Origin of the sequence: Burkholderia sp. MSMB1826, from assembly GCF_001526325.1 — a bacterium.
Taxonomy (GTDB): domain Bacteria; phylum Pseudomonadota; class Gammaproteobacteria; order Burkholderiales; family Burkholderiaceae; genus Burkholderia.
In genome coordinates, this window is record NZ_LOYN01000022.1 from 767,350 (window position 1) to 791,641 (window position 24,292).

Below are 24,292 nucleotides of genomic sequence, written 5' to 3' on the forward strand. Positions count from 1 at the left end.
GATCGATCGACCGCCGGCCGCCGCGTCGCCGCGGCAGCCGGCGGGCCGCTTACTTCGACGCGAGCCCCATCTCCTCGCGCACCTTCGCCACGTTGTCGCGCGTCGCGAGCATGCCCGTCGTCAGCGTCAGCGGCGGCGGCGCCTTGCCCTGCGTGATCCATGCGTACATCAGGTCCGAGGTTTCCTCGCCGTGGCGCTTCGGGCTGATGATCACGGTGCCGTAGAAGCCCGTCGGCTGCGGCTTCTTGAACTCGTTCAACGCCGAATCGGAACCGCCGATGCCGATGCCGATCATGTTGTCGGCCTTGAAGCCGCGCCCTTCGGCCGCGCGCGCCGCGCCGAGCACGGCCTCGTCGTTCAGGCCATAGGCGACCCAGTGCTTGAACTGCGGGTTCTTCGTGAGCGCGATGTTCGCCGCGTTGAACGCGTTTTCCGTGTCGGTCTTCGCCTGCGGCGCCGCGATCACGTTCGCCTTCGGGAAGCCGGCGGCGACCAGCGCGTCGGTCGCGCCGCTCGTGCGGTCGTGCGCGGTCGGCAACTGCTCGTAGGTGATGTCGATCGCGCCGACGTCCTTCATGTCCCAGCCGCGCTTCTTGATCTCGGCCGCGATGCCGTCGCCGACCTGCTTGCCGATGTTGTACGCGGAGATCCCCATGTGCGGCACCGCCTCGATCGGCTTGCCCGCGCCGTCGACGAGGCGGTCGTCGACCGTCATCATCTTCAGGTTGTGCGACTTCGCCTTCGCGACGATGCCCGGCCCGAGCTTCACGTCGGGCGTGCAGATGATGAAGCCCTGCGCCTTCTGCGCGGACAGGTTGTCGATCGCGCTCATCACCTTCTCGCCGGACGGCGCGCCGATCTTCACGAGCGTGAAGCCCTTCTGCTTCGCGGCGATCTCGGCGAATTTCCATTCGTCCTGGAACCACGGCTCTTCCGGCTGCTTCACCAGGAAGCCGATCTTGACCGGGTCGGCCGCGTGCGCGACCGGGCTGCCCATCACCACCGCGGCCGCGGCGGCCAGCGTTACGAACGTTCTGCGTTTCATCTCCAGTGTCTCCTTGTTTTCATCGAACAGGATGCAGCCGCTTGTTGGTCTCGACGCAGCGTGCGCGCGGCCGTCGCACGTGCGGTCTTTCGAATCGTTACGTCAATCTTGTCAGTCGTGATACAGCGCCGCGCGCCCGCCATCGACGGTGATGCACGCGGCATTGATGAACGGCGCCTCGTCGGACGCCAGAAACACGGCCGTCATCGCGACCTCCTCCGGGCGGCCGATCCGCTTCATCGGCTGCAGCGCGAGCGTCTCGGCACGCGCGGCGGCCGGATCGGGCTGCGCGTCCCACCAGTCGCGCGTCAGCTGCGTCTCGACGTAGCCCGGCGCGATCGCGTTCACGCGCACGTTGCGCGCCGCGTATTCGATGCCGAGCGCCCGCGTGAGCCCCAGCACGCCGTGCTTCGCGACCGGGTACGGAAAGCAGCCCGGGATGATCCTGAATGCATGCGTCGACGCGATGTTCACGATGCTGCCGCGCCCGCGCTCGACCATGCCCTCCAGCGCCGCGCGGCAGCCATGCCACACGCCGTCGAGATCGACCGCGAAGCAGCGCCGCCAGTCGTCGTCGGTCATCGTCAACGGATCGGCGAACACGTTGATGCCCGCGTTGTTCACGAGCACGTCGAGCGGGCCGAACGCCGCTTCGGTCTGCGCGAGCGCATCGCGCACCGCCTGTTGCCGCGCGACGTCCGCCTGCAGCGGCAGCACGCGCGCGCCGTCGCATTCGCGTGCAATCGCGGCGGCCGTGTGCTGCGCCTGCGGGAAGTCGAGATCGACGAGCGCGACGGCCGCGCCTTCGCGCACGAACGCGCGCGCGATCGCGGCGCCGATGCCGCGGCCCGCGCCCGTCACCATCGCGACCTTGCCCGCGAGGCGGCCCATCATGCGGCTCCGCCGCGCGCGACGCGCAAGCCGGCCTGGAACGCACGCGCATTCGCCGCGGTCGTGTCGGCCGACTGGCCGGGGCGGTACAGCGCCGAACCGAGCCCGAAGCCGTTCGCGCCGGCGTCGAGGAACGGGCGCATGTTGTCCGGCGCGATCCCGCCGACCGGAATCAGCGGCACCGCGCGGTCGATCACCGCGCGCCATGCCTTCACGACCGTCACGCCGAGTTGCTCGGCCGGGAACATCTTCAGCACGTCGGCGCCGTTCGTCAGCGCCGCGAACGCTTCGGTCGGCGTCGCGACGCCCGGCGCGCTCGCCAGCCCGCGCTCGCGTGCGCGGCGGATCACGGCTGCGTCGCTGTGCGGCATCACGATCAGCGCGCCGCCCGCGTCCTGCACGCGGTCGACGTACTCGGCGCGCAGCACGGTGCCCGCACCGACGATCGCGTCGTCCGGCAACGCGCGCCGCAGCGCCGCGATGCTGTCGAACGGGTCCGGCGAGTTGAGCGGCACCTCGACGATCCGGAAGCCGGCGTCGTAGAGCGCGCGGCCGTGATCGGCCGCTTCGGCGGGCGTGATGCCGCGCATGATCGCGATCAGCGGACACGCGTCGAACGCGCGCATCAATGCGGCGTGGGGCGTGTACGGCGCGGGCAATGTCAGGTCGGACGGCATCGAGGATTCCTCTGCAAGCAGTTCGGTGTTCAGTGATCGGCGCAGACGGGTTCGCCGTCCGCGCGCACGAGCCCGGCGCGCGACGCGATCCGCCACAGGCCGAGCTCGGTCGCATGCGCGGCGACACGCGCATGCGCATGGCCGAATACCTGGAGCGCATCGACGTAGCGCGAGCACAAGCCGTCGTCGCCGATCAGCAGCAACGGCTGATCCGCGAGCGCGATGCCGCGCTCCGCGAGCATCGCATCGAGCGCATTCAGCTCGTGGCCGATCAGCAGGCCGGACAGGTAGTCGCCCTGCGCATCGGGCGCGAGCCGGTCGGTCAGCCCCAGCGTGCGCGTGCTGAAAATCGTCGCGAGCAGCCCCGTGTGTTGCGCGCCGCGTGCGACCGACACGCCGCGCACGAACGCGTCGCGGTCGGGCGACGCGCCCGTTCGCATCGTGCGGCCGAGGATCGTGTGATCGCGCAGCACCGCGAACAGCTCGCCGGTCATGAAGGTCTGGAAGCGCTCGATCAGCCCGTCCTTCACCCATGCCCATTTCGCATGCGTGCCCGGCAAGCCGATCAGGACCCCTGAACGATCGGCGCCAAGCGTCGGGTCGCTCGCGAGTGCGCCGACGATCTGCGTTTCTTCGCCGCGCATCACGTCGGGCAATTCGCCCGTCGCGATCACGCCCGGCACGATCGAGACCGTCGCGCCGCGCGCCGTCGTCACCGTGATGAGGCCCGCGACGAGCGCGTCCGCGCCGGCCGGCACCGCGACGTACGGCGCCTCGCGCCAGCCCTGCGCGCTGCCGACCATGCCGGCGGCGAGCACCGGCAGGCCGGGCGCACGGTCGAGCCAGTCGCCGCACGCTTCCTCGAACACCGCGTCGAACGCACGCGCGCCGCCGCCCGGCACGTGCATCACGCCGGCCGCCCGGCTACGCGTGTCGATCGGCACGCCGTGCGCGTCGAACAAATACGCGCGCAGCGACGTGGTGCCCCAGTCGAGCGCGATCAGCGACGGGGAGGCGGAACTGGCATCCGGAACGGGCCGGGTCGAAGTCGTCATCGTTTGATCCTGCGGGTACCCTGCGGCGGGCTCCAGCCCAGTTCCGCGGAAATGGCTCGCGCTTCGCGCTGCACGAGCGGAATCAGTTCGTCCATGCGGTCGTGCGGCATGTACGGAATCGTGCTCGCGACCGACACCGCCGCGACGATCGCGCCCGACGCATCGCGGATCGGCGCGGCCACGCAGCGGATCGAAGCCTCGTTTTCCTCGAGATCGAACGTATAGCCGCCGGCCGCGTAATGGGCCATGCGCTGCAGGAACGCGCTCGTCTCGGGCCGGTTGTCGGGCTTGAAATTGACGCCGGCCAGCGCGCGCCGCGCGGCCTCGAACAGCGAGCGCCACAGGTCCGGATCGAGGTCGAGCATCATCGCCTTGCCGATGCCGGTCGACGCGAGCGGCATCCGGTGGCCGACGCGCGAGCGCATTTCGAGGCCGCGCGTGCCGGGAATCTTGTCGATGTACAAGACGTCGTCGCCGTCGCGCACGCCGAGATGGATCGTGTCGAGCGTCGCTTCCGCGAGCGCTTCCAGATGCGGACGCGCCACCGCGGTGAGCGGCATCTGCTCGAGCGCGATCGTGCCGAGCTCGATCAGCTTCGGGCCGAGCAGGTAGCCGCCCTGCACCTGGCGCAGATAGCGCGCCTGCACGAGGCTGCTGACGAGCCGGTGCGTCGTGCTGCGCGTCGTGCCGAGCGCGGCGCCGATCGCGCGCATGTCGCGCGCGCCGTTGGCGATCGCCTCGAGGATCGCGAGACCGCGCAGCAGCGTCTGCGTGCCGGCCTGCTGCGCGGCGAGGTCGAGCGGCGTGCTGGTCGGGCCGATGCTGTCGGTCAGCGACGCATTGACCGGCATCGCGCGCCGGGCGTCGAGGGCAAGGGAATCTGGCATCTTGGTCATGGGGCGGGGCTTCTTCAACGGAATCGGTGAAGCCGCACGCGCGGCGCCGGAATTGCGTCCGGTGCTGCGGCGTGGCGGCGGTCGATGCACCGAGTAAAGCGCCCGGCGAACTTCATGGAAGGTGTCTCCGTGTGCGACGGGCGCCGCGCGATGCGTGGGTCCGAAGCTGTCGATGTGCTTCGGATTGTAGGAGCGCACGCACTCGTCTCCAATATTTGAATGCGTTGTCCAGATAATGAGAATGGCGACGAAATCGGCCGCGGGCTCGACGCGGCGGCCGCGCCATGCGCACGGGGGCGGAAAACCCGCTGCGCCGCAGGCTCCGCCCCCGTTTGTTCGACGCGTCGCGCGCTTACTGCTGGCTCGTGTCGCGCGCCTGCATGTAGCGCTGCACGTCGGCGAACGACACGCGACCGTTGCCGCCCGCGTCGATCTGCCGGAAGTGGTTCGCGACGTAGCCGAGGCCGGCCGCGCGCGCCTGCGACTCGGTGATCGAACCCGTGTTCTGCGTATCGGCCGCGCTGAATTGCCGCGCGAGCTTGCGCACCACCTGCGCATGCAGCGCGGCGCCGGTCGTTTGCGTGCCGGCGGTCGGGTGACGGGCGGCCGGCGGCACGTACGGATCGCCGAGCTGCGCCTGGCGCGCACGCGCCGGCGCGGCGGCGTCGCTCGCCTGCGCGAACGCGGACAGGGATGCTGCGGCGCCGACGCATGCGAGCGCGGCGGCAACGACGATGAAACGATTCTTCATGTCAGGCTCCAGTCTGGATGAGGTCGACGGCCGGCGAGCGGCGCCGCGGGGGCGCCCTGTCGCCGGCGTAGCGCAATCAGTGCGCGGCCGCGCTGTAGAAGGTCACGAGATCGGCTTTCTCCTGCGGACGCGACGTATCGTCGAGATAAACCATGTGCCCGCCCTGATAGTCCTTGATCGTCAGGTTCGGTTGCGTCCCGAGCCGCGCGAGGTCGAGCTCGGTCTGGTAGAACGGCGTCGCGATGTCGTGATACCCGTTCAGCGACAGCACCTTCAGTTGCGGATTCAGCGTCAGCGCCGCGGCCAGATCGGGGATCGTGTCGGGCATCGCCAGGCCGTCGTGCGTCCAGTCCCACGTGTTGATCGCGTTGCTGCTCACCGAGTAGGCCGACTGCGCGGTGTACTTCAGCTCGTTCGGCAGGTAGCTGCCGATCGTGTCGGTGAACGGCTTCGTGATGAACGAGCTGGACGGATCGCCGTCGGCCGCGAGCGGGCTCGACACGGGCACGTTCACGCGTGCGTCGTAACGGCCGATCAGCGTGCCCGGGACCAGCGACAGCTGGAAGCTGTTGTCGAAGAAGGTCGGAACCACGTTGAAGTCCGCCTCCCACAGCGCCCGCTTCACGCCGGTCGAATTCGCCATCGTCGTGACGAGATTCGGCGGCGGCGGCGTGTGGCTCGCCAGATACGCGTTCACGGCAGGCGCGTAGCTGCCGGCCGTCAGCAGGCGCATCTGGTCCGCATACTGCGGCAGGTTCGACGGGTTGGGGTTGTCGAGCTGGTAATACGCGCCGACCGTACCGTACGACGGCACGAAGCCGGCGCAGCTCACCGGGCTCGCGCCATTGTTCGAATTGCCGACATAGTCGCTCGCCATGTCGCAGTTCGTGTTGTAGTTCAGGATCGACGATTGCAGCACGATGCCGTCGAGCTTCACGCCGGCCGTCTCGAGCAGGTTCGCGAGCACGTCGGTGCGCGGCGTGCCGTACGATTCGCCGAACAGGTATTTCGGCGAATCGTTGCGCTGGTTCACGCTCAGATAGCGCGTCACGAAATCGCGGAACGCGCCGGCATCCTGATCGACGCCCCAGAACGTCTGGTTCGTGTTCGGCGCGATCGCTTCCGAGAAGCCGGTGCCGATCGCATCGACGAACACGAGGTCGGTCGTGTCGAGCAGCGTTTCCTGGTTGTCGACGAACGGGAACGTCGACGTGTTCGCGTTCGGGTCGCCGGTCTGGATCCGGCGCGGGCCGAACGAACCGAGGTGCAGCCACACCGAGGCCGAGCCTGGGCCGCCGTTGTACAGGAACGTGACGGGCCGCTTCGCCGCGGGCTGGTTGTCGGCCGTGTAGGCGACATAGAAGAACGACGCTTCGGGCGCGCCCGTCTGCGGATTGCGTGCGACGAGGTGGCCGGCGGTGGCCGTGTAGCGGATCGTCTTGCCGTTCAGCGTGATCTGGTGGTGCGTGACGGCGGCCTTTTCGACCGCGGCGGACGCGTCGAGCGACGCGTTCGCGCTCGACGAATAACTGTTGGGATCGTTGTACGCGCGGTCGACCTGACCGGCGGGATCGGCCGAATTGGCGGCGCTTGCAGCAGCGGACGACGTCACGTCGTCGTTGCAGGCCGTCAGAATCAGCGAAGAACACACCACCCCCAACAACAGCTTCGCTTTGCTCGCTGGCATCGTTGCGTTCCTTCTCTCGGATGTTTTTGTGTCGAGCAGCCGGATAAGCCGCCCCCCGCCTCGATTGCGGCCGATAAGCCGAGGCGCTGGCCAATATACGCGAGCCCGTCAGCTTTGAAAAATTTTGAAATATTTGGCGCGCGGGCGGTGCGGCGCACACCTTTCAGGAATGCTTCGATTCGCGAAACGTTGCATTTCGCGTCGCTTTCATCGACTTTCGCGTTTACTCGCAAAGACTAAAAATGCATCGATTTCACGCGCTGCCGGCCAACAAAATCGTGCGGTCGCCGTCATTGCTCAGCAAACCGAAATAGACGGATTCGTCTAAAGGATGTGGCCCGAAATGACGGCGACACGAATCCGCTGCAGCGCACCAATCGCGCGTCGACGGCGAAACGGACAATGCAGCGGCGCGAACGCGCCGCTCATTCGGATTGCGGCAGCTCGGCCGCGCCCATCCGGCGCGCGATGATCGCCGCCCGCTGCGCCTGGTAGGCCGAGCCGCGATGCGCATCGAACCAGCGCGGCTTCGGCAGCATCACCGCGAGGCGCGCCGACTGCCACGCGCCGAGCCGGCTCGCGGGAATCTTGTAGTAATAGCGTGCGGCCGCTTCGGCGCCGTACACGCCGCGCCCCCACTCGACCGAATTCAGGTAGATCTCGAAGATGCGCTCCTTGTCGAGCACCGTCTCGAGCATCCACGTGATGATCAGCTCCTGCCCCTTGCGGATGTAGCTCTTCTCGCGCGACAAGAACAGGTTGCGCGCGAGCTGCTGCGTGATCGTCGAGCCGCCCGCGACGATCCTGCCGCGCGCCTTGTTCTTCTCCCATGCCTGCAGGATCGCGTCGACGTCGTAGCCGTTGTTGGTCGCGAAGGTCGCATCTTCGGACGCGATCAGCGCACGCTTCAGGTTGCGCGAGATCTGGTCGTACGGCACCCACTGGTGCCGGATCTGCGCGGGCGGCGTGTCGCGCGACAGCCACCACGCGTCGGTGCGCATGAACGCGGTCGAGCCCGGATTCACGAACGACCACAGCGCGATCTGCGCGAGATAGAACAGTTGCGTCGCGAGCCATGCGCCCGCGAACACCGATCCCGCATAGACGATCCAGCGAGCGAGGCTCGTCGTCCGCGTGCGCTGCGTGCCGCTCACCGCCACCACGTGCCGCGCTCCGTTCAGCTCGCCGCGAGCGCCAGGCGCAGCGCGGCCAGCACCGGTGCGCCGTCCGGCCGCACGCCGCGCCAGATGAAGAACGATTCGGCCGCCTGCTCGACCAGCATCCCGAGCCCGTCGGCCGTGCGTGCGCCGAGCGACGCCGCGTGCTGCATGAACACGGTCGGCTGCGCGCCGTACATCATGTCGTACGCGAGCGTGCCGGCGCCGAACGCGGCAGCGTCGCATTCCGGCAGGGCGGCGTCGAGGCTGCCGGCCGTCGCATTGATCACCACGTCGTACGGTTCGGCCCGCACGACGCCTGGGCCGCCGCCCGCGAGCGTGCAACCCGCATCGTGCGCGGCCTGCATGAACTGGCCGACGAGCGCTTCGGCCTTGCTCGCGGTGCGGTTCACGATCGCGATCGACAGCGGCGCGCGATCGAGCAGCGGCAGCACGACACCGCGCGCGGCGCCGCCCGCGCCGAGCAGCAGGATGCGCGCGCCCGCAAGCGACACGCCGAGATTCGCTTCGATGTCGCGCACGAGGCCGACGCCGTCGGTGTTGTCGCCGTGAAGACGGCCGTCGGCGTCGATACGCAGCGTGTTCACCGCGCCCGCCGCCGCCGCGCGCGGCGACAGCGTGTCGGCGAGCGCATGCGCGTCGAGCTTGAACGGCACCGTCACGTTCGCGCCGCGACCGCCTTCGGCGACGAACGCGCGCACGGCGGCCTCGAAACCGTCCACCGGCGCGAGCCGGTGCGTGTACTCGATCGGCTCGCCGGTCTGCGCGGCGAATTGCGCGTGGATGAACGGCGACTTGCTGTGCGCCACCGGGTTGCCGAACACGACATAGCGGTCGACGCCGCTCGACGACGCGGCTGCGTTCATGATGCGCGCCCTTCCTCGCCGTCGTTGCCGCTCGCGGCTTCGCCGCCCTCCGCCGCCGCATCGCCCGATTCGGCCAGTGCTTCGGCCTCGGCTTGCGCCGACGCGTCCTCCGCGTCGACCAGCGTATCGTCGCCGCCTTCGGCGTCATCCTCTTCGTCGGCCGCGTCGCCGCTCGTCACGGTCGGCGCGTCGAGCACGTTCAAGAGGCGCACCGACGCCTCGATCGTCAGCTCGTCGAGCGACATCACGTCGAGCAGCACGCGCGTGCCGCGCGCATGCACGCCGAGCCCCGGCACGTGCAGCAGCAGCGGAATGTCCTCGAGGCGCACGAGATCGCCCTTCACGACGCTCGCGACGACCTGCTTCTTCTGCTCCTGCGCGAGCCAGCGCAGGCACCAGAAGTACTCCATCCGGCGCTGGTAGTCGGCGTAGGCCGTATACGTATCGTCGAACCCCTGCACGACCGCGTACAGGTCGGCGTCCTTCGGCTTGAACGGCGCCGCGAGCTTCGCGGTGACGCCGTGCTGCACGCACGCGAGCAGTTGCCACTGGTTCACGAGGTCGACGTAGCGGCGCAGCGGCGACGTGCTCCACGCGTATTGCGCGACGCCGAGGCCTTCGTGCGGCGCGGCCGTCGTCTGCATCCGCGTGCGCTTCGGGCCCGGCGCGCCGAAGCCGCGCTGCGAACGATAGATGCCCGGCACCGTGTGATCGTGCAGGAACGCGCCCCACGTCGAGTTCGCGAGAATCGCGAGCTCCGAGACGATCAGGTCGAGCGGCGAGCCGCGGCGGCGCGGCGTGATCGTCACGTGCTCGCCTTCGACGTAGAAGTTGTAGTCGGTGTTGCGCTGCACCTCGCGCTTCAGGCCGTAGCCCGCGCGCGCGACCTGGCGCTTCTCGAACAGCGCCTGCGCGAGCGGCCACAGCACGGCGATGTCGTCCTTGTGCGGATAGTCGCCGGTGCCGGCCGCGAGCGTCTCTTCGGTGACGAGCTCGTCGAGCGTGTTGTGGCGCAGGTTGTTCTTCACGAAGACGAGCTCGGCGCGCGTCTCGTTCGCGACGATGTCCTGCGTCTCGCGGTTGACGATGATGTACAGCGACAGCGCCGGGCGGTAATCGCCCTCTTTCAGCGTGAACACGTCGACGACGTCGTCCGGCAGCATCGTGATCTTGTCGCCCGGCATGTAGACGGTCGACAGGCGCGCGCGCGCGATCGCATCGACCGGATCGCCGCGCACGATGCCGAGCGCCGGCGCCGCGATGTGCACGCCGATCCGCACCCGGCCGTCGGCCAGGTGCTCGACCGAAAATGCGTCGTCGATTTCGGTGGTCGTGATGTCGTCGATCGAGAACGCCTCGACGTTCGCGCGCGGCAGGTCGTCCGGCAGCGGGCCGACCGTGACGGGCGGAAAGCCCGTGCCGTGCGGGAAGAATTCCGCGAGAAAGCGCGCTTCGTGCAGCGCGCGCGGCGACTCGATGCCGCCGCAGTCGAGCATCAGCCGCGCCGGCGACACGCCGCGCGCGCCGGCCGCCGCTTCCATCGCCTTGTATTCGATCGAATTCTTGTCCGGCCGCGTCAGCAGCCCGAGCACCTTGCCCGCGAACGCTTCCGGCAGCTTGCCGGCCTTCAGTTCCTCTTCGTACTGCGCCTGCACGAGCGCCTGCTGGCGCTTGCGCTCGAGCGAGGCGAGCGCCATCTTGAGCTGCTCTTCCGGCGCGCGCTGGTACTGGCCGCGCCCCTTGCGGCGGAAATAGACGGGCGAGCCGTGCAGCCGCAGCACGAGCGCCGCGCGCTCGACCGGGCCGTACGTCGCGCCGAAGTACTCGGCGGCGAGCGCCGTGTACGCGAACTCGTCGGCCGGCGCGCATTCCCACAGGAAGTCCAGGTCGATCTGCTGCGCGGCCGTGTCGGCCTCCTGCATCAGCTCGCCCGCGGCCGGCTTGTCGAATTCGATCAGCACGTCTTTCGCGCGCACCTTCGCGCGCCGCCCGCCGGGCAACTCGACCTGAAACGCGTCGCCCTGGCGCGACAGCACGCTGCCCGCCTTGAAACTGCCCGATTCCTCGAAGAAAACGTTCACTCAGTACTCTCGTTCAGACTGCCGGGCGCCGTGTCGACGGCGCCGCATGATGATGGGAATTCGTTCGGCACGCGGCCGGTTTATGACGTCTTTCCGTCGCAAAACGCGAGAACGTCGTCGACATAGTCGGCAAATTCGCTGATTCCGTGATCGCTGCCGTCGATCACGCGGGTTTTCGCGCCCGGGTAATGGGCGAGCATCTCGCGATAATCGAGCACTTCGTCGCCGGTCGCCGCGAACAGATAGTAGCGGTCGGCGCGCGTGATCGCCGGCACGCGCAGCGCGTCGAGTTCGTGCAGGTGGCGGCGCTCGACGACGATCGTGCCGCCTCCGTGCCACAGCGGCTGTTCGCCGAGATACTGTTCGAGGTCGCGCTGCGGGACGATGGCCGGATTCAGCAGCACGGCCTTCCACCCGTGTTTTTCCGCGAGCCACGTCGCGTAATAGCCGCCGAGCGAGCTGCCGATGACGGTGACGTCGGCCGCGCCCGCGACCTCGGCCTCGGCGACCGCGATCGCCTCGAGCGGCGACACCGACAGCGACGGGCACCGCCACTCGCCGGTGCGGCCGAGTTCGGCCATGCGCGCGGCGAGCAGCCGCGATTTCTGCGATTCCGGCGACGACCGGAAGCCGTGCAGATACAGGATCACGTGCGGCTCCCGAGCGCGTCGAGCAGCTTCTGGTGCACGCCGCCGAAGCCGCCGTTGCTCATCACGAGCACGTGGTCGCCCGGACGCGCGGCCTCGACCACCGCCTTCACCAGCAGATGCAGATCGTCGAATGCGCGCGCGCGCTCGCCAAGCGGCGCGAGCGCCTCGGCGAGATTCCAGCCGAGCGCATCGCGCCCGGTCGGCGCGCCGTAGCCGAACACGAGATCGGCATCGGCGAGGCTCGCCGGCAATTGCGACTTCATCACGCCGAGCTTCATCGTGTTCGAGCGCGGCTCGAGTACCGCGAGGATGCGGGTATTCTCCCGGCCGATGCGCGCACGAAGGCCGGCGATCGTAGTGTCGATCGCGGTCGGATGGTGCGCGAAATCGTCGTAGACGATCACGCCGTCGACGCTGCCGCGCACTTCCATGCGGCGCTTCACGTTGCGGAACGACGCGAGCGATTCGGCGGCCTGCGCGGGCGGCACGCCGACGTGGCGCGCGGCGGCGATCGCCGCGAGCGCGTTCATCCGGTTGTGGTCGCCCTGCACCTGCCACGCGACTTCGCCGACGCGCTCGGCGTGCGAATACACCGCGAAGCGTTCGTCGACCGGCACGCCGTCCTCCGCCGGCAGCGCCTGCCAGCCGCCGTCGACGCCGAAGCGCTCGACCTCACTCCAGCAGCCGCGCGCCAGCACGCGCTCGAGCGCGTCCGAACGACCGTTCGCGACGATTCGCCCGACGCCGGGCACGGTGCGCACGAGATGATGGAATTGCGTCTCGATCGCGGCGAGATCGGGGAAGATGTCGGCGTGATCGAATTCGAGGTTGTTCAGCACCGCGGTGCGCGGCCGGTAGTGCACGAATTTCGAGCGCTTGTCGAAGAACGCCGTGTCGTACTCGTCGGCCTCGATCACGAAGAAGCTCGAATCGGTCAGCCGCGCGGACACGCCGAAGTTCAGCGGCACGCCGCCGATCAGGAAGCCCGGGTTCAGCCCCGCGTCTTCCAGCAGCCACGCGAGCATCGACGACGTGGTCGTCTTGCCGTGCGTGCCCGCGACCGCGAGCACCCATTTGCCGGCGAGCACGTGCTCGCCGAGCCACTGCGGGCCGGACACGTAAGGCAGGCCGCGATCGAGGATCGCCTCCATCAGCGGATTGCCGCGCGTGACGACGTTGCCGATCACGAACAGGTCCGGTTTCAGGTCGATCTGCTCGGCGCCGTAGCCCTCGGTCAGCGCGATGCCCTGTGCCTCGAGCTGCGTGCTCATCGGCGGATAGACGCCCGCGTCGCAACCCGTCACCGTGTGGCCCGCCTCGCGTGCGAGTACGGCGAGACCGCCCATGAAGGTGCCGCAGATGCCAAGAATGTGGATGTGCATAGATGAATGCTTTCGCGCCGCCGGGCGCCGTCGATTCGGAAAGGATGCGTGCGCGGCGCGCCGGCGAGGCCGTGCGGCCGGCGCCCGGCCAACGACCTGGCCGCGACACAAAGAGCAGTATTGTAACTGACGGCTTGCGATGCCCGGCGGCCCGAACGATGCGCGCGAACGGCGCCGGCGCCCTCGGGCGGCGGGCCGCCGCACCCGTGCTCGGGCGCCGCGACGATCGAGTATGATTGCCGGATCATGTCTCGCAAACCTCTTGTCGACCCGCGGCGCGTCCGCGAGGAAATCGCCCAGTCAGCCGCCCGCCTGATCGCGGAGGATGGCCAGGACTACGCCGGCGCGAAGCGCAAGGCCGCGCGCCAGTTGCTGGGCGATTCGCGCGTTGCCGGCGAATGGCTGCCGGATAACGACCAGATCGAGGAAGAACTGCGCGAATACCTCGCGCTGTTCCAGAGCGACACGCAGCCGGACGAACTGCGCCGCCTGCGCGAGATCGCGCTCGACTGGATGCGCCGGCTCGCCGAGTTCCATCCTTATGTGACGGGTGCCGTGCTGAACGGCACCGCGAACGCGCATTCGGATATCCATTTGCAGGCATTCACCGACAACCCGAAGGACGTCGCGATCTACCTGCTGAACCAGAACGTCCAGTACGACGTGTCGGAGACGCGGCATTTCGCGGGCCGCGGCGACGTCGAGACGCTCAGCTTCCTGTGGCGCCCGCGGCGCGACATGGACGCGATCGGCATCCATCTCGCGCTCTATGCGAGCGACGATCTGCGCGGCGCGGTGAAGGCCGACGCGCGCGGGCGCGTCGCCCGCGCGGATGCCGCCGCGCTGCGCGCGCTCGTCGACGCGAGCCAGGCCCCTTCCGAACCGGAATGATTCAACGATGATGATGAAACGCATGTTGGCGCTCGCGGTGGTCGCGGCCGCCGCCGTCGCGGGCGGGATCGCCGCCGGCCACTGGTTCCGCGGCACGGCCGACGACGGCGTCGCCGTCGCGGCGCCGACCGCCCACGGCAACCCGGTCGACCAGCTGTGGGCGTCGTCGCTCACCGGCATCGACGGCAAGCCGGCCACGCTGGCCGCGTTCAAGGGTCAGAAAGTCGTCGTCAATTTCTGGGCGTCGTGGTGCGGCCCGTGCGTCGAGGAGATGCCCGAGCTCGTGGCGCTGTCGCATCAGTACAAACAGAAAGGCATCCGTTTCGTCGGGATCGGCGTCGATTCCGAGCAGAACGTGAAGGCCTTCCTGCAGAAGGTGAAGGTCGACTATCCGGTCTTCGTCAGCGGCTATGCAGGCGCCGATCTGGCCCGGAATTTCGGAAATACCGCCGGCGCGCTGCCGTTTACCGTCGTCATCGACGAAACCGGCAAGGTTCGCGAGACAAAATTGGGACAAATCCAGCCGGCCGAGCTGAAAAAGACGCTCGACGCGCTGTAATCGGCCCGAACGGCGGCCCGCGCGTTGACGGCGATTTGCGGGTCGATCGCCGCAATTTCGCGTGAATTCGCCGATACTGCGCGTCGGCACCGGTAATTCTTGCAGGGCCGGCGCGCCCGGCCGTTCGGCAAAACTAGACAAATTTCTCTAAATAGCGCTAAAGTTCGCGCAATTCCGCAGAAATAGAAGCGACCATGACACGATTGCTGGTGCTGCACGGCCCCAACCTGAACCTTCTCGGCACCCGGGAACCGGAGGTGTATGGCCGCGTCACGCTCGCGCAGATCGATCAGGCGCTTGCCGCGCGCGCCCGGGAAGCCGGCGCCGAACTGTCGTCGTTCCAGAGCAACCATGAAGGCGCGCTGGTCGACCGCATCCAGGCCGCGCGGGAGGAACAGACCGATTTCATCCTGATCAATCCGGCCGCGTATACGCATACGAGCGTTGCGATCCGGGACGCGATCGCCGGCGTCGGCATCCCGTTCGTCGAGGTTCACTTGTCGAACGTGCATCGCCGCGAAGCGTTCAGGCACCACTCCTACTTTTCCGACCAGGCCGAAGGCGTGATCTGCGGGCTCGGCTGGAAAGGTTATCTGTACGCGCTCGAGTACGCGCTGGACAAGCTGCAAGGCGCGTCGCGCGGCTGATTTCGCGATCTAGATTCAGCGCCGGCCCCTAACCGGCGCTTTCACGTATTGAAAGGGGAATTCCCGATGGATCTTCGTAAGCTGAAAACTCTGATCGACCTCGTTTCCGAATCCGGCATCTCCGAGCTGGAAGTGACGGAAGGCGAAGGCAAGGTGCGCATCGTCAAGAACGCGCCGCCGGTCTACGTGCAGCCGACGGCTGGGTATGCCCCGCAAGTCAGCGCGCCGGCGCCGTCGGCCGCGCTGCCGACCGATGGCGCAGCAGCGGCGCCGGCAGCCGGCGCCCCGGCCGCACCGGCCGCCCCGCAGGGCCACGTCGTGACGTCGCCGATGGTCGGCACGTTCTATCGCGCGCCGTCGCCGGGCGCCGACCCGTTCGTGCAGGCCGGCGACACGGTCAAGGAAGGCCAGACGATCTGCATCATCGAAGCGATGAAGCTGCTCAACGAGATCGAGTCGGACAAGGCCGGCGTGATCAAGGAAATCCTCGTCGAGAACGGCCAGGCCGTCGAATACGGCCAGCCGCTTTTCGTGATCGGCTAAGCCCGCCGCGCGGCCACCCTGCCGCGCGCCGCCGATGCTCGCCAGGCGCCGTTCGCGCGCCCCTCGAAGAGACGAATACTCGCTATGTTTGAAAAAATCCTCATTGCCAACCGCGGTGAAATCGCGCTGCGCATCCAGCGCGCGTGCCGCGAACTCGGCGTCAAGACGGTGGTCGTCTACTCGGAAGCCGACAAGGAAGCCAAGTACGTGCGCCTCGCGGACGAAGCCGTCTGTATCGGCCCGGCCCCGTCGAACCTGAGCTACCTGAACATGCCGGCGCTGATCAGCGCCGCGGAAGTGACCGATGCCGAGGCGATCCACCCCGGCTACGGCTTCCTGTCGGAGAACGCCGATTTCGCGGAGCGCGTCGAGCAGTCGGGCTTCACGTTCATCGGCCCGCGCCCGGAAACGATCCGCATGATGGGCGACAAGGTCACTGCGAAGCAGACGATGATCAAGACCGGCGTGCCGTGCGTGCCGGGCTCGGAAGGCGCGTTGCCGGAAGATCCGAAGGAGATCGTCAAGATTGCGCGCGCGATCGGCTATCCGGTCATCATCAAGGCGGCGGGCGGCGGCGGCGGGCGCGGGATGCGCGTCGTGCACACCGAGGCCGCGCTCGTCAACGCGGTCAACATGACCCGCGAGGAAGCCGGCCGTGCGTTCGGCAACCCGCAGGTGTACATGGAGAAGTTCCTCGAGAACCCGCGCCACATCGAGATCCAGGTGCTGTCGGACGCGCACAAGAACGCGATCTGGCTCGGCGAGCGCGACTGCTCGATGCAGCGCCGCCACCAGAAGGTGATCGAGGAAGCGCCGGCGCCCGGCATTCCGCGCCGCCTGATCGACCGCATCGGCGACCGCTGCGCGGACGCGTGCAAGAAGATGGGCTACCTCGGCGCGGGCACCTTCGAATTCCTGTACGAAAACGGCGAGTTCTACTTCATCGAGATGAACACGCGCGTGCAGGTCGAGCACCCGGTATCGGAACTGATCACCGGCGTCGACATCGTGCAGGAACAGATCCGCATCGCGGCCGGCGAGAAGCTCGCGCTGCGCCAGCGCGACATCCAGTTCCGCGGGCATGCGATCGAATGCCGGATCAACGCCGAAGATCCGTTCAAGTTCACGCCCTCGCCGGGCCGGATCACGTCGTGGCATACACCGGGCGGCCCCGGCGTGCGCGTCGACTCGCACGCCTACAATGGCTATTTCGTGCCGCCGAACTACGATTCGATGATCGGCAAGCTGATCACCTACGGCGCGACGCGCGAGCAGGCGATCCGCCGGATGCGCATCGCGCTGTCGGAAATGGTCGTCGAAGGCATCCAGACCAACATCCCGCTGCACCGCGAGCTGATGATCGACTCGAAGTTCGTCGAAGGCGGCACCAGCATCCATTACCTCGAAAACCGGCTCGCGCAGAAGCAGCAGGTCGCACCGGAAGAAGCGTAAGCATGAGTTATCGCGAACTCGTCGTCGAACTGGCCCGCGAGCATGCGGAGGCCCTGTCCGACGCGCTGCTCGAGCTCGGCGCGCTGTCGGTGTCCGTCGAAGACGCCGACGCCGACACGCCCGACGAACAGCCGCTCTTCGGCGAGCCGGGCCTCGTGCCCGATCGCACCGCGTGGCAGCACTCGCGCGTGGTCGCGCTGCTGTCGGCCGACCATGAACCGGCCGTGCTGCTCGCGGCGGCCGCGAACGAAATCGGCATCGCCGAGACACCGGCGTTCGTCGTGCGCGACGTCGAGGAGCAGGACTGGGTGCGGCTCACGCAGTCGCAGTTCGAGCCCATCCCGATCGGCGAGCGGATCTGGGTCGTGCCGTCGTGGCACGATGCGCCCGATCCCGATGCGCTCGTCCTCGAGCTCGACCCCGGCCTCGCGTTCGGCACCGGCAGCCACCCCACCACGCGCCTCTGCATGGAGTGGCTCGAACAGTCGGTGAAGCCCGGCCAGTCGGTGCTCGACTACGGCTGCGGCTCGGGCATCCTCGCGATCCTCGCGAAGAAATGCGGGGCGAACCCCGTGATCGGCATCGACATCGATCCGCAGGCGGTCGAATCGGCGCGCCAGAACAGCGAACGCAACCGGGCGGAAGTCACGTACGGGCTGCCCGATGCATGCCCGGACGGCGAATTCGACATCGTCGTCGCGAACATCCTGTCGAATCCGCTGAAGCTGATGGCATCGATGCTCGCGTCGAAGGTCAAGCCGGGCGGCCGCATCGCGCTGTCGGGCGTGCTCGCGCGCCAGGCGGACGAGGTCGCGGCCGTTTATGCGCGCTACGTCGACATCTCGGTCTGGCGCGAACACGAAGGTTGGGTATGCCTCGCCGGAACCCGCCGCGAAAGCCATTAGAATAGCGCTGTCCTTCACTCTGGCCCGCAGGCCGCCCGGCTCGACATGCTCCTTGCGACGCGCTGCCCTCATTGCGAAACCGTCTTCCGGCTGCAGCAGGAACAGCTCTCGCTGCATCAGGGGCTCGTGCGCTGCGGGCATTGCCACGAAGTCTTCAACGCTTCCGAGTCGCTCGTTCCCGAGTACGCGCAGCAGCCCGAACCGGCGTTGACGGAACCGGCTGCCGCGCCGCATGACGGCGACGCACACTCGCAGGCCGCCCCGGTCCGACTGTTCACCGCCGACGCGCCGGCCGGCTTGCCGACCGGCACCGATTACAAGTCGGATGGCTGGGACATGTGGGCGCCGTGGCTCGACGCCGGCGTCGATCCGTCGCTGCAGCACAGCGCCGAGACCGTGCGCACCGAGCCGCTGATCCCGCTCGCGCTCCCGTCCACGGAAGCCGGCGTCGTCCACCTGTCGGGTACGCCCGCGCCGTTCGCAAACGCTCCGGCCGAGCTCGATTCATCGGCTGCCGTCGAGCAACCGGCCGAACCGCATTCGCCGCATTCGCCGCATTCGCCGCATTCGCGGCACGAACCGCACGAAACCGGCGAAACCGCGCCCTCACCCGTCGAGCGCGACCCGCGCGAGCCACGCTTCGTCGCCCACCTGCCGTCGGAAACGGAAACCGCCGCCGAACCGGCCGAACCCGTCGGCCACGCGCACTTCGCCGTGCCGGACGACGAACGCGCGCCGCGCGAACCGCGCTTTGCGTTCACGCCCGCACCGGCCGTCGCCGAAACCGGGACCGCATCGGAATCCGACACCCTCGCCCGACACGACAAGGCCCCGGCCGGAGCGGCAACCGATGAACCGGCCGTCCAACCGGCCGTCTCACTGACCGTCCCGTTCCCCGCCGCGCCGGCCGACGACGATCGTCCGCACTTCGCCGTCACGCGCGAGACGCGCGCGCCGCAGCGACGCGGAATGCTCGGCGGCTTTTTCGGCGGCCTCGTCGCGGCCGCGCTGGTCGGCCTGCTCGTCGTGCAACTGGCGTGGTGGCAGCGCGAAGCGCTGATGATCTACTGGCCCGTCACGCAGAGCTGGTTCCGGCAGGCCTGTGCGCCGCTCGGCTGCACGGTCGCGCCGCCGCGCGCCATCGACGGGCTGCGGCTCGATGCGACCGACCTGCGCCAGATCGACGGCCCGCACAAGCTCGAACTGAAGGTGCCGCTGACGAACCGCTACCGCGTCGCGCTCGCGTACCCGTCGCTCGAACTCACGCTGCTCGACGACACCAATCACGTCACCGTGCGCCGCGTGCTCGCGCCGCGCGACTACGTGCGCCCGGGCACGCCGATCGACGCCGGGCTGCCGCCCGGCACGACGCAGACGATGGTCGTCCGCCTCGACACGAACGGCACGCCCGCCTCGAATTTCCGCGTCCAGATCTTCTATCCGTGACGCGCCGCGGCGCGCTTGCGCGCCCGTCTCAACCCGCGCGCCCGAGCGGCGCGCTATTTCGGAGCACGAACATGAGCAAAGTTACGCTGGGTGGCAACCCGATCGATCTCGCCGGCACGTTCCCGGCCGTCGGCGCGCAAGCCGCCGATTTCAAGCTGGTCGGCAAGGACCTCGCCGACCTGTCGCTCGCCAGCTTCGCCGGCAAGCGCAAGGTGCTGAACATCGTGCCGAGCCTCGACACGCCGACCTGCGCGACGTCGACCCGCAAGTTCAACGAAGCCGCGTCGTCGCTCGACAACACGGTGGTGGTGGTCGTGTCCGCCGACCTGCCGTTCGCCGCCACGCGCTTCTGCACGACCGAAGGCCTCGAGAAGGTCGTGACGGCATCGACGTTCCGCACCGGCCGCGCGTTCGCGAACGCGTACGGCGTCGACGTGACGAGCGGCCCGCTGAACGGCCTGACCGCACGCGCGGTGGTCGTGCTCGACGCGCAGGACAAGGTGATCCACGCGGAACTCGTCGGCGAAATCAAGGACGAGCCGAACTACGATGCAGCGCTCGCCGCACTGAAGTAAGCTTTCTTCCGCTTTCCCCTGCCGCGCCGCGCCCTTCGCGCGGCGTTGTCGCGCAGGGCCCCTCATTTCTACAGGAACGCACACCTTGGCTACGCTGATTTGCGGCTCGATCGCCTACGACTCCATCATGACCTTCGAAGGGCGGTTCCGCGAGCACATCCTGCCCGACCAGGTGCACCTCATCAACCTGAGCTTCCTCGTGCCGACGATGCGCCGCGAATTCGGCGGCTGCGCGGGCAACATCGGGTACGCGCTGCACCTGCTCGGCGGCGACGCGCGCATCATGGGCACGATGGGCGCGCTGGATGCGCAGCCGTACCTCGACCGGCTCGACGCTCTCGGCCTGCGCCGCGACCACGTTCGCGTGCTGCCCGATACGTACACCGCGCAGGCGATGATCACGACCGATCTCGACAACAACCAGATCGCGGCGTTCCACCCCGGCGCGATGATGCAATCGCACCTGAACCATGCGGGCGACGCGCCGGACATCAAGCTCGCGATCGTCGGCCCGGACGGCTTCGACGGGATGGTGCAGCACGTGGAAGAGCTCGCCGAGGCCGGTGTGCCGTTCGTGTTCGATCCGGGCCAGGGCCTGCCGCTGTTCGACGGTGCGACGCTGCGCCGCAGCATTGAACTTGCGACCTATGTCGCGGTCAACGACTACGAGGCCAAGCTGGTGAGCGACAAGACGGGATGGTCCGAAGATGAAATCGCCAGCCGGGTCGACGCCCTCGTCATCACGCGTGGCGAGCACGGCGCGACCATCCGCCACAAGCAGGGTGCGGAACAGATTCCGGTCGTGCCGGCCGAGCGCATCGCCGATCCGACCGGCTGCGGCGACGCCTTCCGGGGTGGCCTGCTGTACGGCATCGAGCAAGGCTTCGACTGGGCAACCACCGGCCGCCTCGCAAGCCTGATGGGCTCGCTCAAGATCGCCCATCAAGGGCCCCAGACTTACGTACTGACGCGCGCCGAAATCGACGCACGCTTCGAGACTGCATTCGGTTACAGTCTCAAATGAATATTGTGGGAGAGCAAAGATGTTGACGAAAAAAACCCTCACGCTCGCGGCCATGCTGACCGCCACGCTGACGCTCGCCGGCTGCTTCACGGCGCCCGGTTCGGCGGATGTCTATAGCGTCGGCCAGGCGCAGCGCGAACAGACGGTCCGCATGGGCACGGTCGAAAGCGTCCGTGCGGTGCGCATTCAGTCCGACGGCGGCGGCAGCGCGATCGGCACGCTTGGCGGCGGTGCACTCGGCGCGGTCGCGGGCAGCGCGATCGGCGGCGGCAAAGGCTCGATCCTGACGGCGATCGCCGGCGGCCTCGTCGGTGCGGTCGCAGGTAACGCGGTCGGCGAAAACCTCAGCACCGCGAACGGTGTCGAAATCACCGTGCGCCTCGACAACGGCGACCTGCGCTCGATCACGCAGGCGGCAAGCGGCGAAGCGTTCCGCGCCGGCGAGCGCGTGCGCCTGCTGTCGAGCGGCGGCGTCACGCGCGTCACGCACTGACCGGTATCCTCAGCACGCGGCGCAAGCCGCGATCGAACGCATGTGCGAAGCCGCACATGCGTTTTTTTTCGTCCGCCCGTTCTCGTCCGCGCTCGCGTCGGCCAGCCCCGCCGGGCGCGCCATCGGCAACCACAAGGACGAAAAAAATCCCGCCACCTGAGCCAGATGGCGGGATTGATTGAGTAGCGCTACTCAACCCACGGACACCACGTGAGTGTCCGGGTGATGCTGCTCAGCCGCGATTACGGACGGCTGCCGGTCGGGAACGGCCATGCCGCTGCCGGGTTGAGCGCGGTCTTCACGCCCGATGCCGGCGCAACCGATGCGGTCGACGCGGTCGTTGCCGGCGCAGCCTTCTTCACGACGGCCTTCTTCGGTGCAGCAGCCTTCTTCGCCGGTGCGGCGGCCTTCTTCGCAGGGGCAGCCTTCTTGGCAGGCGCAGCCTTCTTCGCGGCAGCCTTCTTCGCCGGCGCGGCCTTCTTCGCAGCAGCCTTCTTCGCCGGCGCAGCCTTCTTCGCAGCAGCCTTCTTCGCCGGTGCGGCCTTCTTCGCAGCAACCTTCTTCACTGCGACTTTCTTGGCTGCAACCTTCTTCGCAGCGGCCTTCTTGGCCGGTGCTGCCTTCTTCGCAGCAACCTTCTTCACCGCGACTTTCTTCGCTGCAACCTTCTTCGTTGCGACCTTCTTGGCTGCGACCTTCTTTGCAGCGGCCTTCTTCGCCGGTGCGGCCTTCTTCGCGGCAACCTTCTTCACCGCGACCTTCTTCGCAGCGACCTTCTTCACTGCGGCCTTCTTCGCCGGAGCAGCAGCCTTCTTCGCAACGGTCTTCTTGGCGGCAACCTTCTTAGCAGCCGGTTTCTTCTTGGCAGTAGCCATGTTGTTCTCCTTCAGGTTCAGATGAGAGTCAGTTCAAACTACACCCTTCGTCAAAACCCGCTTCCCGCGGACGCTGTTCAGGACGTGCGCTTCGAAGCGGGCTATTCATCGGCGTACGCAGATACCGCGCGCTTACGCTAATGAATACGGTATGGCGCGCGTGACCCCATGGCCTCGCGCGCCAAATCAAGTCGGTAGCCGGCGCACCTCGCGCCGCTACCCCTAATCGCTTGATCAAGCGGACCGCCACACGGCCGTCCGCTTTTTCCGGAGGGAAGTTTGCCCATCCCACTGAAGGGTTCGCAAAGTGCCTGTCGTATCGTTGGGCCGTTAAGGCACCGGGCATGCTTTGCATCAGGCGTTCTTGCTCCTAAACCTTGGGCCGGGGCCGAGAGGCCACCGGCTGCTCCATCATGTAACGGGTTCGCTGCTGCGGGTCATTCCCAGGACAGCGCGCCCCCCGTCTGATACTCGATCACACGCGTCTCGAAGAAGTTGCGCTCCTTCTTCAGGTCGATCATCTCGCTCATCCACGGGAACGGGTTCTCCTCGTTCGGGAACAGCGGGTCGAGGCCGATCTGCTGGCAACGGCGGTTGCTGATGAAGCGCAGATAGCTCTTGAACATCGACGCGTTCAAACCCAGCACGCCGCGCGGCATCGTGTCTTCGGCGTAGCGGTATTCGAGTTCGACAGCCTGCTTGAACAGCTCGCGGATCTCGGCGCGGAATTCCGCGGTCCAGAGATGCGGGTTTTCGAGCTTGATCTGGTTGATCAGGTCGATGCCGAAGTTGCAGTGCATCGACTCGTCGCGCAGGATGTACTGATATTGCTCTGCAGCACCCGTCATCTTGTTCTGGCGGCCGAGTGCGAGGATCTGCGTAAACCCGACATAGAAGAACAGGCCTTCCATGATGCAGGCGAACACGATCAGCGACTTCAGCAGCTTCTGATCCGCTTCGAGCGTGCCGGTCTTGAAGGCCGGGTCCGTCAGCGTATGAATGAACGGGATCAGGAATTCGTCCTTCGCGCGGATCGACGTGACCTCGTGATACGCGTTGAAGATCTCGCCTTCGTCGAGACCGAGCGATTCGACGATGTATTGGTACGCGTGCGTGTGGATCGCTTCCTCGAACGCCTGGCGCAGCAGGAACTGCCGGCACTCGGGCGCCGTGATGTGGCGGTACGTGCCGAGCACGATGTTGTTCGCCGCGAGCGAATCGGCCGTCACGAAGAAGCCGAGGTTGCGCTTCACGATGCGGCGCTCGTCCTCGGTCAGACCGTTCGGGTCCTTCCACAGTGCGATGTCGCGGGACATGTTGATTTCCTGCGGCATCCAGTGGTTCGCGCAACCGGCCAGATACTTTTCCCACGCCCACTTGTACTTGAACGGCACCAGCTGATTGACGTCAGTCTGGCCGTTGATGATGCGCTTGTCGGCGACATTGACCCGCGCTTCCGTACCGCCGGCGGGAACAGCCGATGCTTGCGGCGGCACCGCAAGATCGCCTTCGAAAATGTCGCGGACCTGATGGGCGGCAGGCGTTGCAGCCTGCATTCCGACAGCCATCCCGGCGGAGGTGCGCATCGCGTTTTGCTGCGCTCCGCTCGCGGGGGTTACGGCAGTCTTCTCGTCATCCCAGTTGAGCATAAATTCTCACCATCAATTTAGAACGGTTTGTACCATCTTTTCCTGAGCGATAAAAGGGTTCGCTCACGAAAAAT

The 24,292-nt window shown here is 67.5% G+C and carries 25 protein-coding genes; 10 read left to right on the forward strand and 15 right to left on the reverse strand.

Features of this window, described 5'->3' with window-relative positions:
• Positions 1-49 precede the first annotated feature (49 nt).
• From WS95_RS15730 to mpl, 12 genes are all read right to left on the reverse strand, one after another.
• On the reverse strand, positions 50-1,045 hold the full coding sequence (locus tag WS95_RS15730) for an arabinose ABC transporter substrate-binding protein (protein ID WP_059824550.1): 996 nt from the start codon (positions 1,043-1,045) through the stop codon (positions 50-52).
• 111 nt (positions 1,046-1,156) lie between these two features.
• On the reverse strand, positions 1,157-1,936 hold the full coding sequence (locus WS95_RS15735; RefSeq protein WP_059824629.1) for an SDR family oxidoreductase: 780 nt from the start codon (positions 1,934-1,936) through the stop codon (positions 1,157-1,159).
• The gene (locus tag WS95_RS15740; protein WP_059500946.1) at positions 1,936-2,613 is read right to left on the reverse strand and encodes a 2-dehydro-3-deoxy-6-phosphogalactonate aldolase; all 678 of its coding nucleotides are present in this window, start codon (positions 2,611-2,613) and stop codon (positions 1,936-1,938) included. Before WS95_RS15740 ends, WS95_RS15735 begins: the two co-directional genes overlap by 1 nt.
• Positions 2,614-2,642: 29 nt before the next feature.
• The gene (locus WS95_RS15745) at positions 2,643-3,668 is read right to left on the reverse strand and encodes a 2-dehydro-3-deoxygalactonokinase (RefSeq protein WP_034206369.1); all 1,026 of its coding nucleotides are present in this window, start codon (positions 3,666-3,668) and stop codon (positions 2,643-2,645) included.
• Positions 3,665-4,564 carry an IclR family transcriptional regulator gene (locus tag WS95_RS15750; protein WP_059824552.1) on the reverse strand — a complete coding sequence of 300 codons (900 nt, stop codon included), beginning with the start codon at positions 4,562-4,564 and terminating at the stop codon, positions 3,665-3,667. Before WS95_RS15750 ends, WS95_RS15745 begins: the two co-directional genes overlap by 4 nt.
• Before the next feature lie 352 nt (positions 4,565-4,916).
• Positions 4,917-5,315 (reverse strand): EF-hand domain-containing protein, encoded by a 399-nt coding sequence (locus WS95_RS15755; RefSeq protein WP_034206367.1) that lies wholly within the window; start codon positions 5,313-5,315, stop codon positions 4,917-4,919.
• A 76-nt stretch (positions 5,316-5,391) separates the two neighbouring features.
• Positions 5,392-7,002, reverse strand: coding sequence for a S10 family peptidase (locus WS95_RS15760; RefSeq protein WP_059824554.1), 1,611 nt, complete (start codon positions 7,000-7,002; stop codon positions 5,392-5,394).
• Between the two features lie 425 nt (positions 7,003-7,427).
• Positions 7,428-8,165, reverse strand: coding sequence for a monofunctional biosynthetic peptidoglycan transglycosylase (gene mtgA, locus WS95_RS15765; RefSeq protein WP_034206365.1), 738 nt, complete (start codon positions 8,163-8,165; stop codon positions 7,428-7,430).
• 14 nt (positions 8,166-8,179) lie between these two features.
• Positions 8,180-9,046, reverse strand: coding sequence for a shikimate dehydrogenase (gene aroE, locus WS95_RS15770; protein ID WP_059824555.1), 867 nt, complete (start codon positions 9,044-9,046; stop codon positions 8,180-8,182).
• Complete coding sequence (locus WS95_RS15775) at positions 9,043-11,127, reverse strand: ribonuclease catalytic domain-containing protein (RefSeq protein WP_059824557.1); 2,085 nt, start codon at positions 11,125-11,127, stop codon at positions 9,043-9,045. The genes aroE and WS95_RS15775 overlap by 4 nt, the downstream gene beginning before the upstream one ends.
• Positions 11,128-11,207: 80 nt before the next feature.
• On the reverse strand, positions 11,208-11,777 hold the full coding sequence (locus WS95_RS15780; RefSeq protein ID WP_034206362.1) for a YqiA/YcfP family alpha/beta fold hydrolase: 570 nt from the start codon (positions 11,775-11,777) through the stop codon (positions 11,208-11,210).
• Positions 11,774-13,159, reverse strand: coding sequence for a UDP-N-acetylmuramate:L-alanyl-gamma-D-glutamyl-meso-diaminopimelate ligase (gene mpl, locus WS95_RS15785; RefSeq protein WP_059779127.1), 1,386 nt, complete (start codon positions 13,157-13,159; stop codon positions 11,774-11,776). The genes WS95_RS15780 and mpl overlap by 4 nt, the downstream gene beginning before the upstream one ends.
• A gap of 246 nt (positions 13,160-13,405) precedes the next feature.
• Here mpl and WS95_RS15790 point away from each other — a divergent pair, with 246 nt between their 5' ends.
• From WS95_RS15790 to WS95_RS15835, 10 genes are all read left to right on the forward strand, one after another.
• Positions 13,406-14,050 (forward strand): hypothetical protein, encoded by a 645-nt coding sequence (locus tag WS95_RS15790; RefSeq protein WP_059500937.1) that lies wholly within the window; start codon positions 13,406-13,408, stop codon positions 14,048-14,050.
• Between the two features lie 7 nt (positions 14,051-14,057).
• Entirely contained in the window at positions 14,058-14,609 is a 552-nt protein-coding gene (locus tag WS95_RS15795) for a TlpA family protein disulfide reductase (RefSeq protein ID WP_034206359.1), read from the forward strand.
• 194 nt (positions 14,610-14,803) lie between these two features.
• A complete protein-coding gene (gene aroQ / locus WS95_RS15800; protein ID WP_027783493.1) occupies positions 14,804-15,256 on the forward strand; it encodes a type II 3-dehydroquinate dehydratase in 453 nt (150 codons plus the stop codon).
• A gap of 66 nt (positions 15,257-15,322) precedes the next feature.
• Positions 15,323-15,799, forward strand: coding sequence for an acetyl-CoA carboxylase biotin carboxyl carrier protein (accB, locus tag WS95_RS15805; protein ID WP_034206358.1), 477 nt, complete (start codon positions 15,323-15,325; stop codon positions 15,797-15,799).
• Positions 15,800-15,883: 84 nt separating this feature from the next.
• Positions 15,884-17,251, forward strand: a complete 1,368-nt coding sequence (gene accC, locus WS95_RS15810; protein WP_059500935.1) for an acetyl-CoA carboxylase biotin carboxylase subunit — start codon at positions 15,884-15,886, stop codon at positions 17,249-17,251.
• Between the two features lie 2 nt (positions 17,252-17,253).
• Positions 17,254-18,156 carry a 50S ribosomal protein L11 methyltransferase gene (prmA, locus tag WS95_RS15815; protein WP_059791896.1) on the forward strand — a complete coding sequence of 301 codons (903 nt, stop codon included), beginning with the start codon at positions 17,254-17,256 and terminating at the stop codon, positions 18,154-18,156.
• Between the two features lie 45 nt (positions 18,157-18,201).
• A complete protein-coding gene (locus tag WS95_RS15820; protein WP_059824559.1) occupies positions 18,202-19,602 on the forward strand; it encodes a DUF3426 domain-containing protein in 1,401 nt (466 codons plus the stop codon).
• 71 nt (positions 19,603-19,673) lie between these two features.
• The gene (tpx, locus tag WS95_RS15825) at positions 19,674-20,177 is read left to right on the forward strand and encodes a thiol peroxidase (protein ID WP_059824560.1); all 504 of its coding nucleotides are present in this window, start codon (positions 19,674-19,676) and stop codon (positions 20,175-20,177) included.
• 85 nt (positions 20,178-20,262) lie between these two features.
• The gene (locus WS95_RS15830; RefSeq protein ID WP_034206354.1) at positions 20,263-21,201 is read left to right on the forward strand and encodes a carbohydrate kinase family protein; all 939 of its coding nucleotides are present in this window, start codon (positions 20,263-20,265) and stop codon (positions 21,199-21,201) included.
• Between the two features lie 19 nt (positions 21,202-21,220).
• On the forward strand, positions 21,221-21,694 hold the full coding sequence (locus tag WS95_RS15835; RefSeq protein ID WP_006476977.1) for a glycine zipper 2TM domain-containing protein: 474 nt from the start codon (positions 21,221-21,223) through the stop codon (positions 21,692-21,694).
• Positions 21,695-21,936: 242 nt separating this feature from the next.
• Here WS95_RS15835 and WS95_RS33455 read toward each other — a convergent pair whose 3' ends face one another.
• The 3 genes from WS95_RS33455 to WS95_RS15845 form a co-directional block, all read right to left on the reverse strand.
• The gene (locus WS95_RS33455; protein WP_034206353.1) at positions 21,937-22,569 is read right to left on the reverse strand and encodes a histone H1-like repetitive region-containing protein; all 633 of its coding nucleotides are present in this window, start codon (positions 22,567-22,569) and stop codon (positions 21,937-21,939) included.
• Between the two features lie 28 nt (positions 22,570-22,597).
• Positions 22,598-22,924 carry a hypothetical protein gene (locus WS95_RS33460; protein ID WP_080334256.1) on the reverse strand — a complete coding sequence of 109 codons (327 nt, stop codon included), beginning with the start codon at positions 22,922-22,924 and terminating at the stop codon, positions 22,598-22,600.
• Between the two features lie 82 nt (positions 22,925-23,006).
• Positions 23,007-24,218: a ribonucleotide-diphosphate reductase subunit beta gene (locus WS95_RS15845; RefSeq protein ID WP_006476978.1), complete on the reverse strand. Its 1,212-nt coding sequence runs from the start codon at positions 24,216-24,218 to the stop codon at positions 23,007-23,009.
• Positions 24,219-24,292 lie beyond the last annotated feature (74 nt).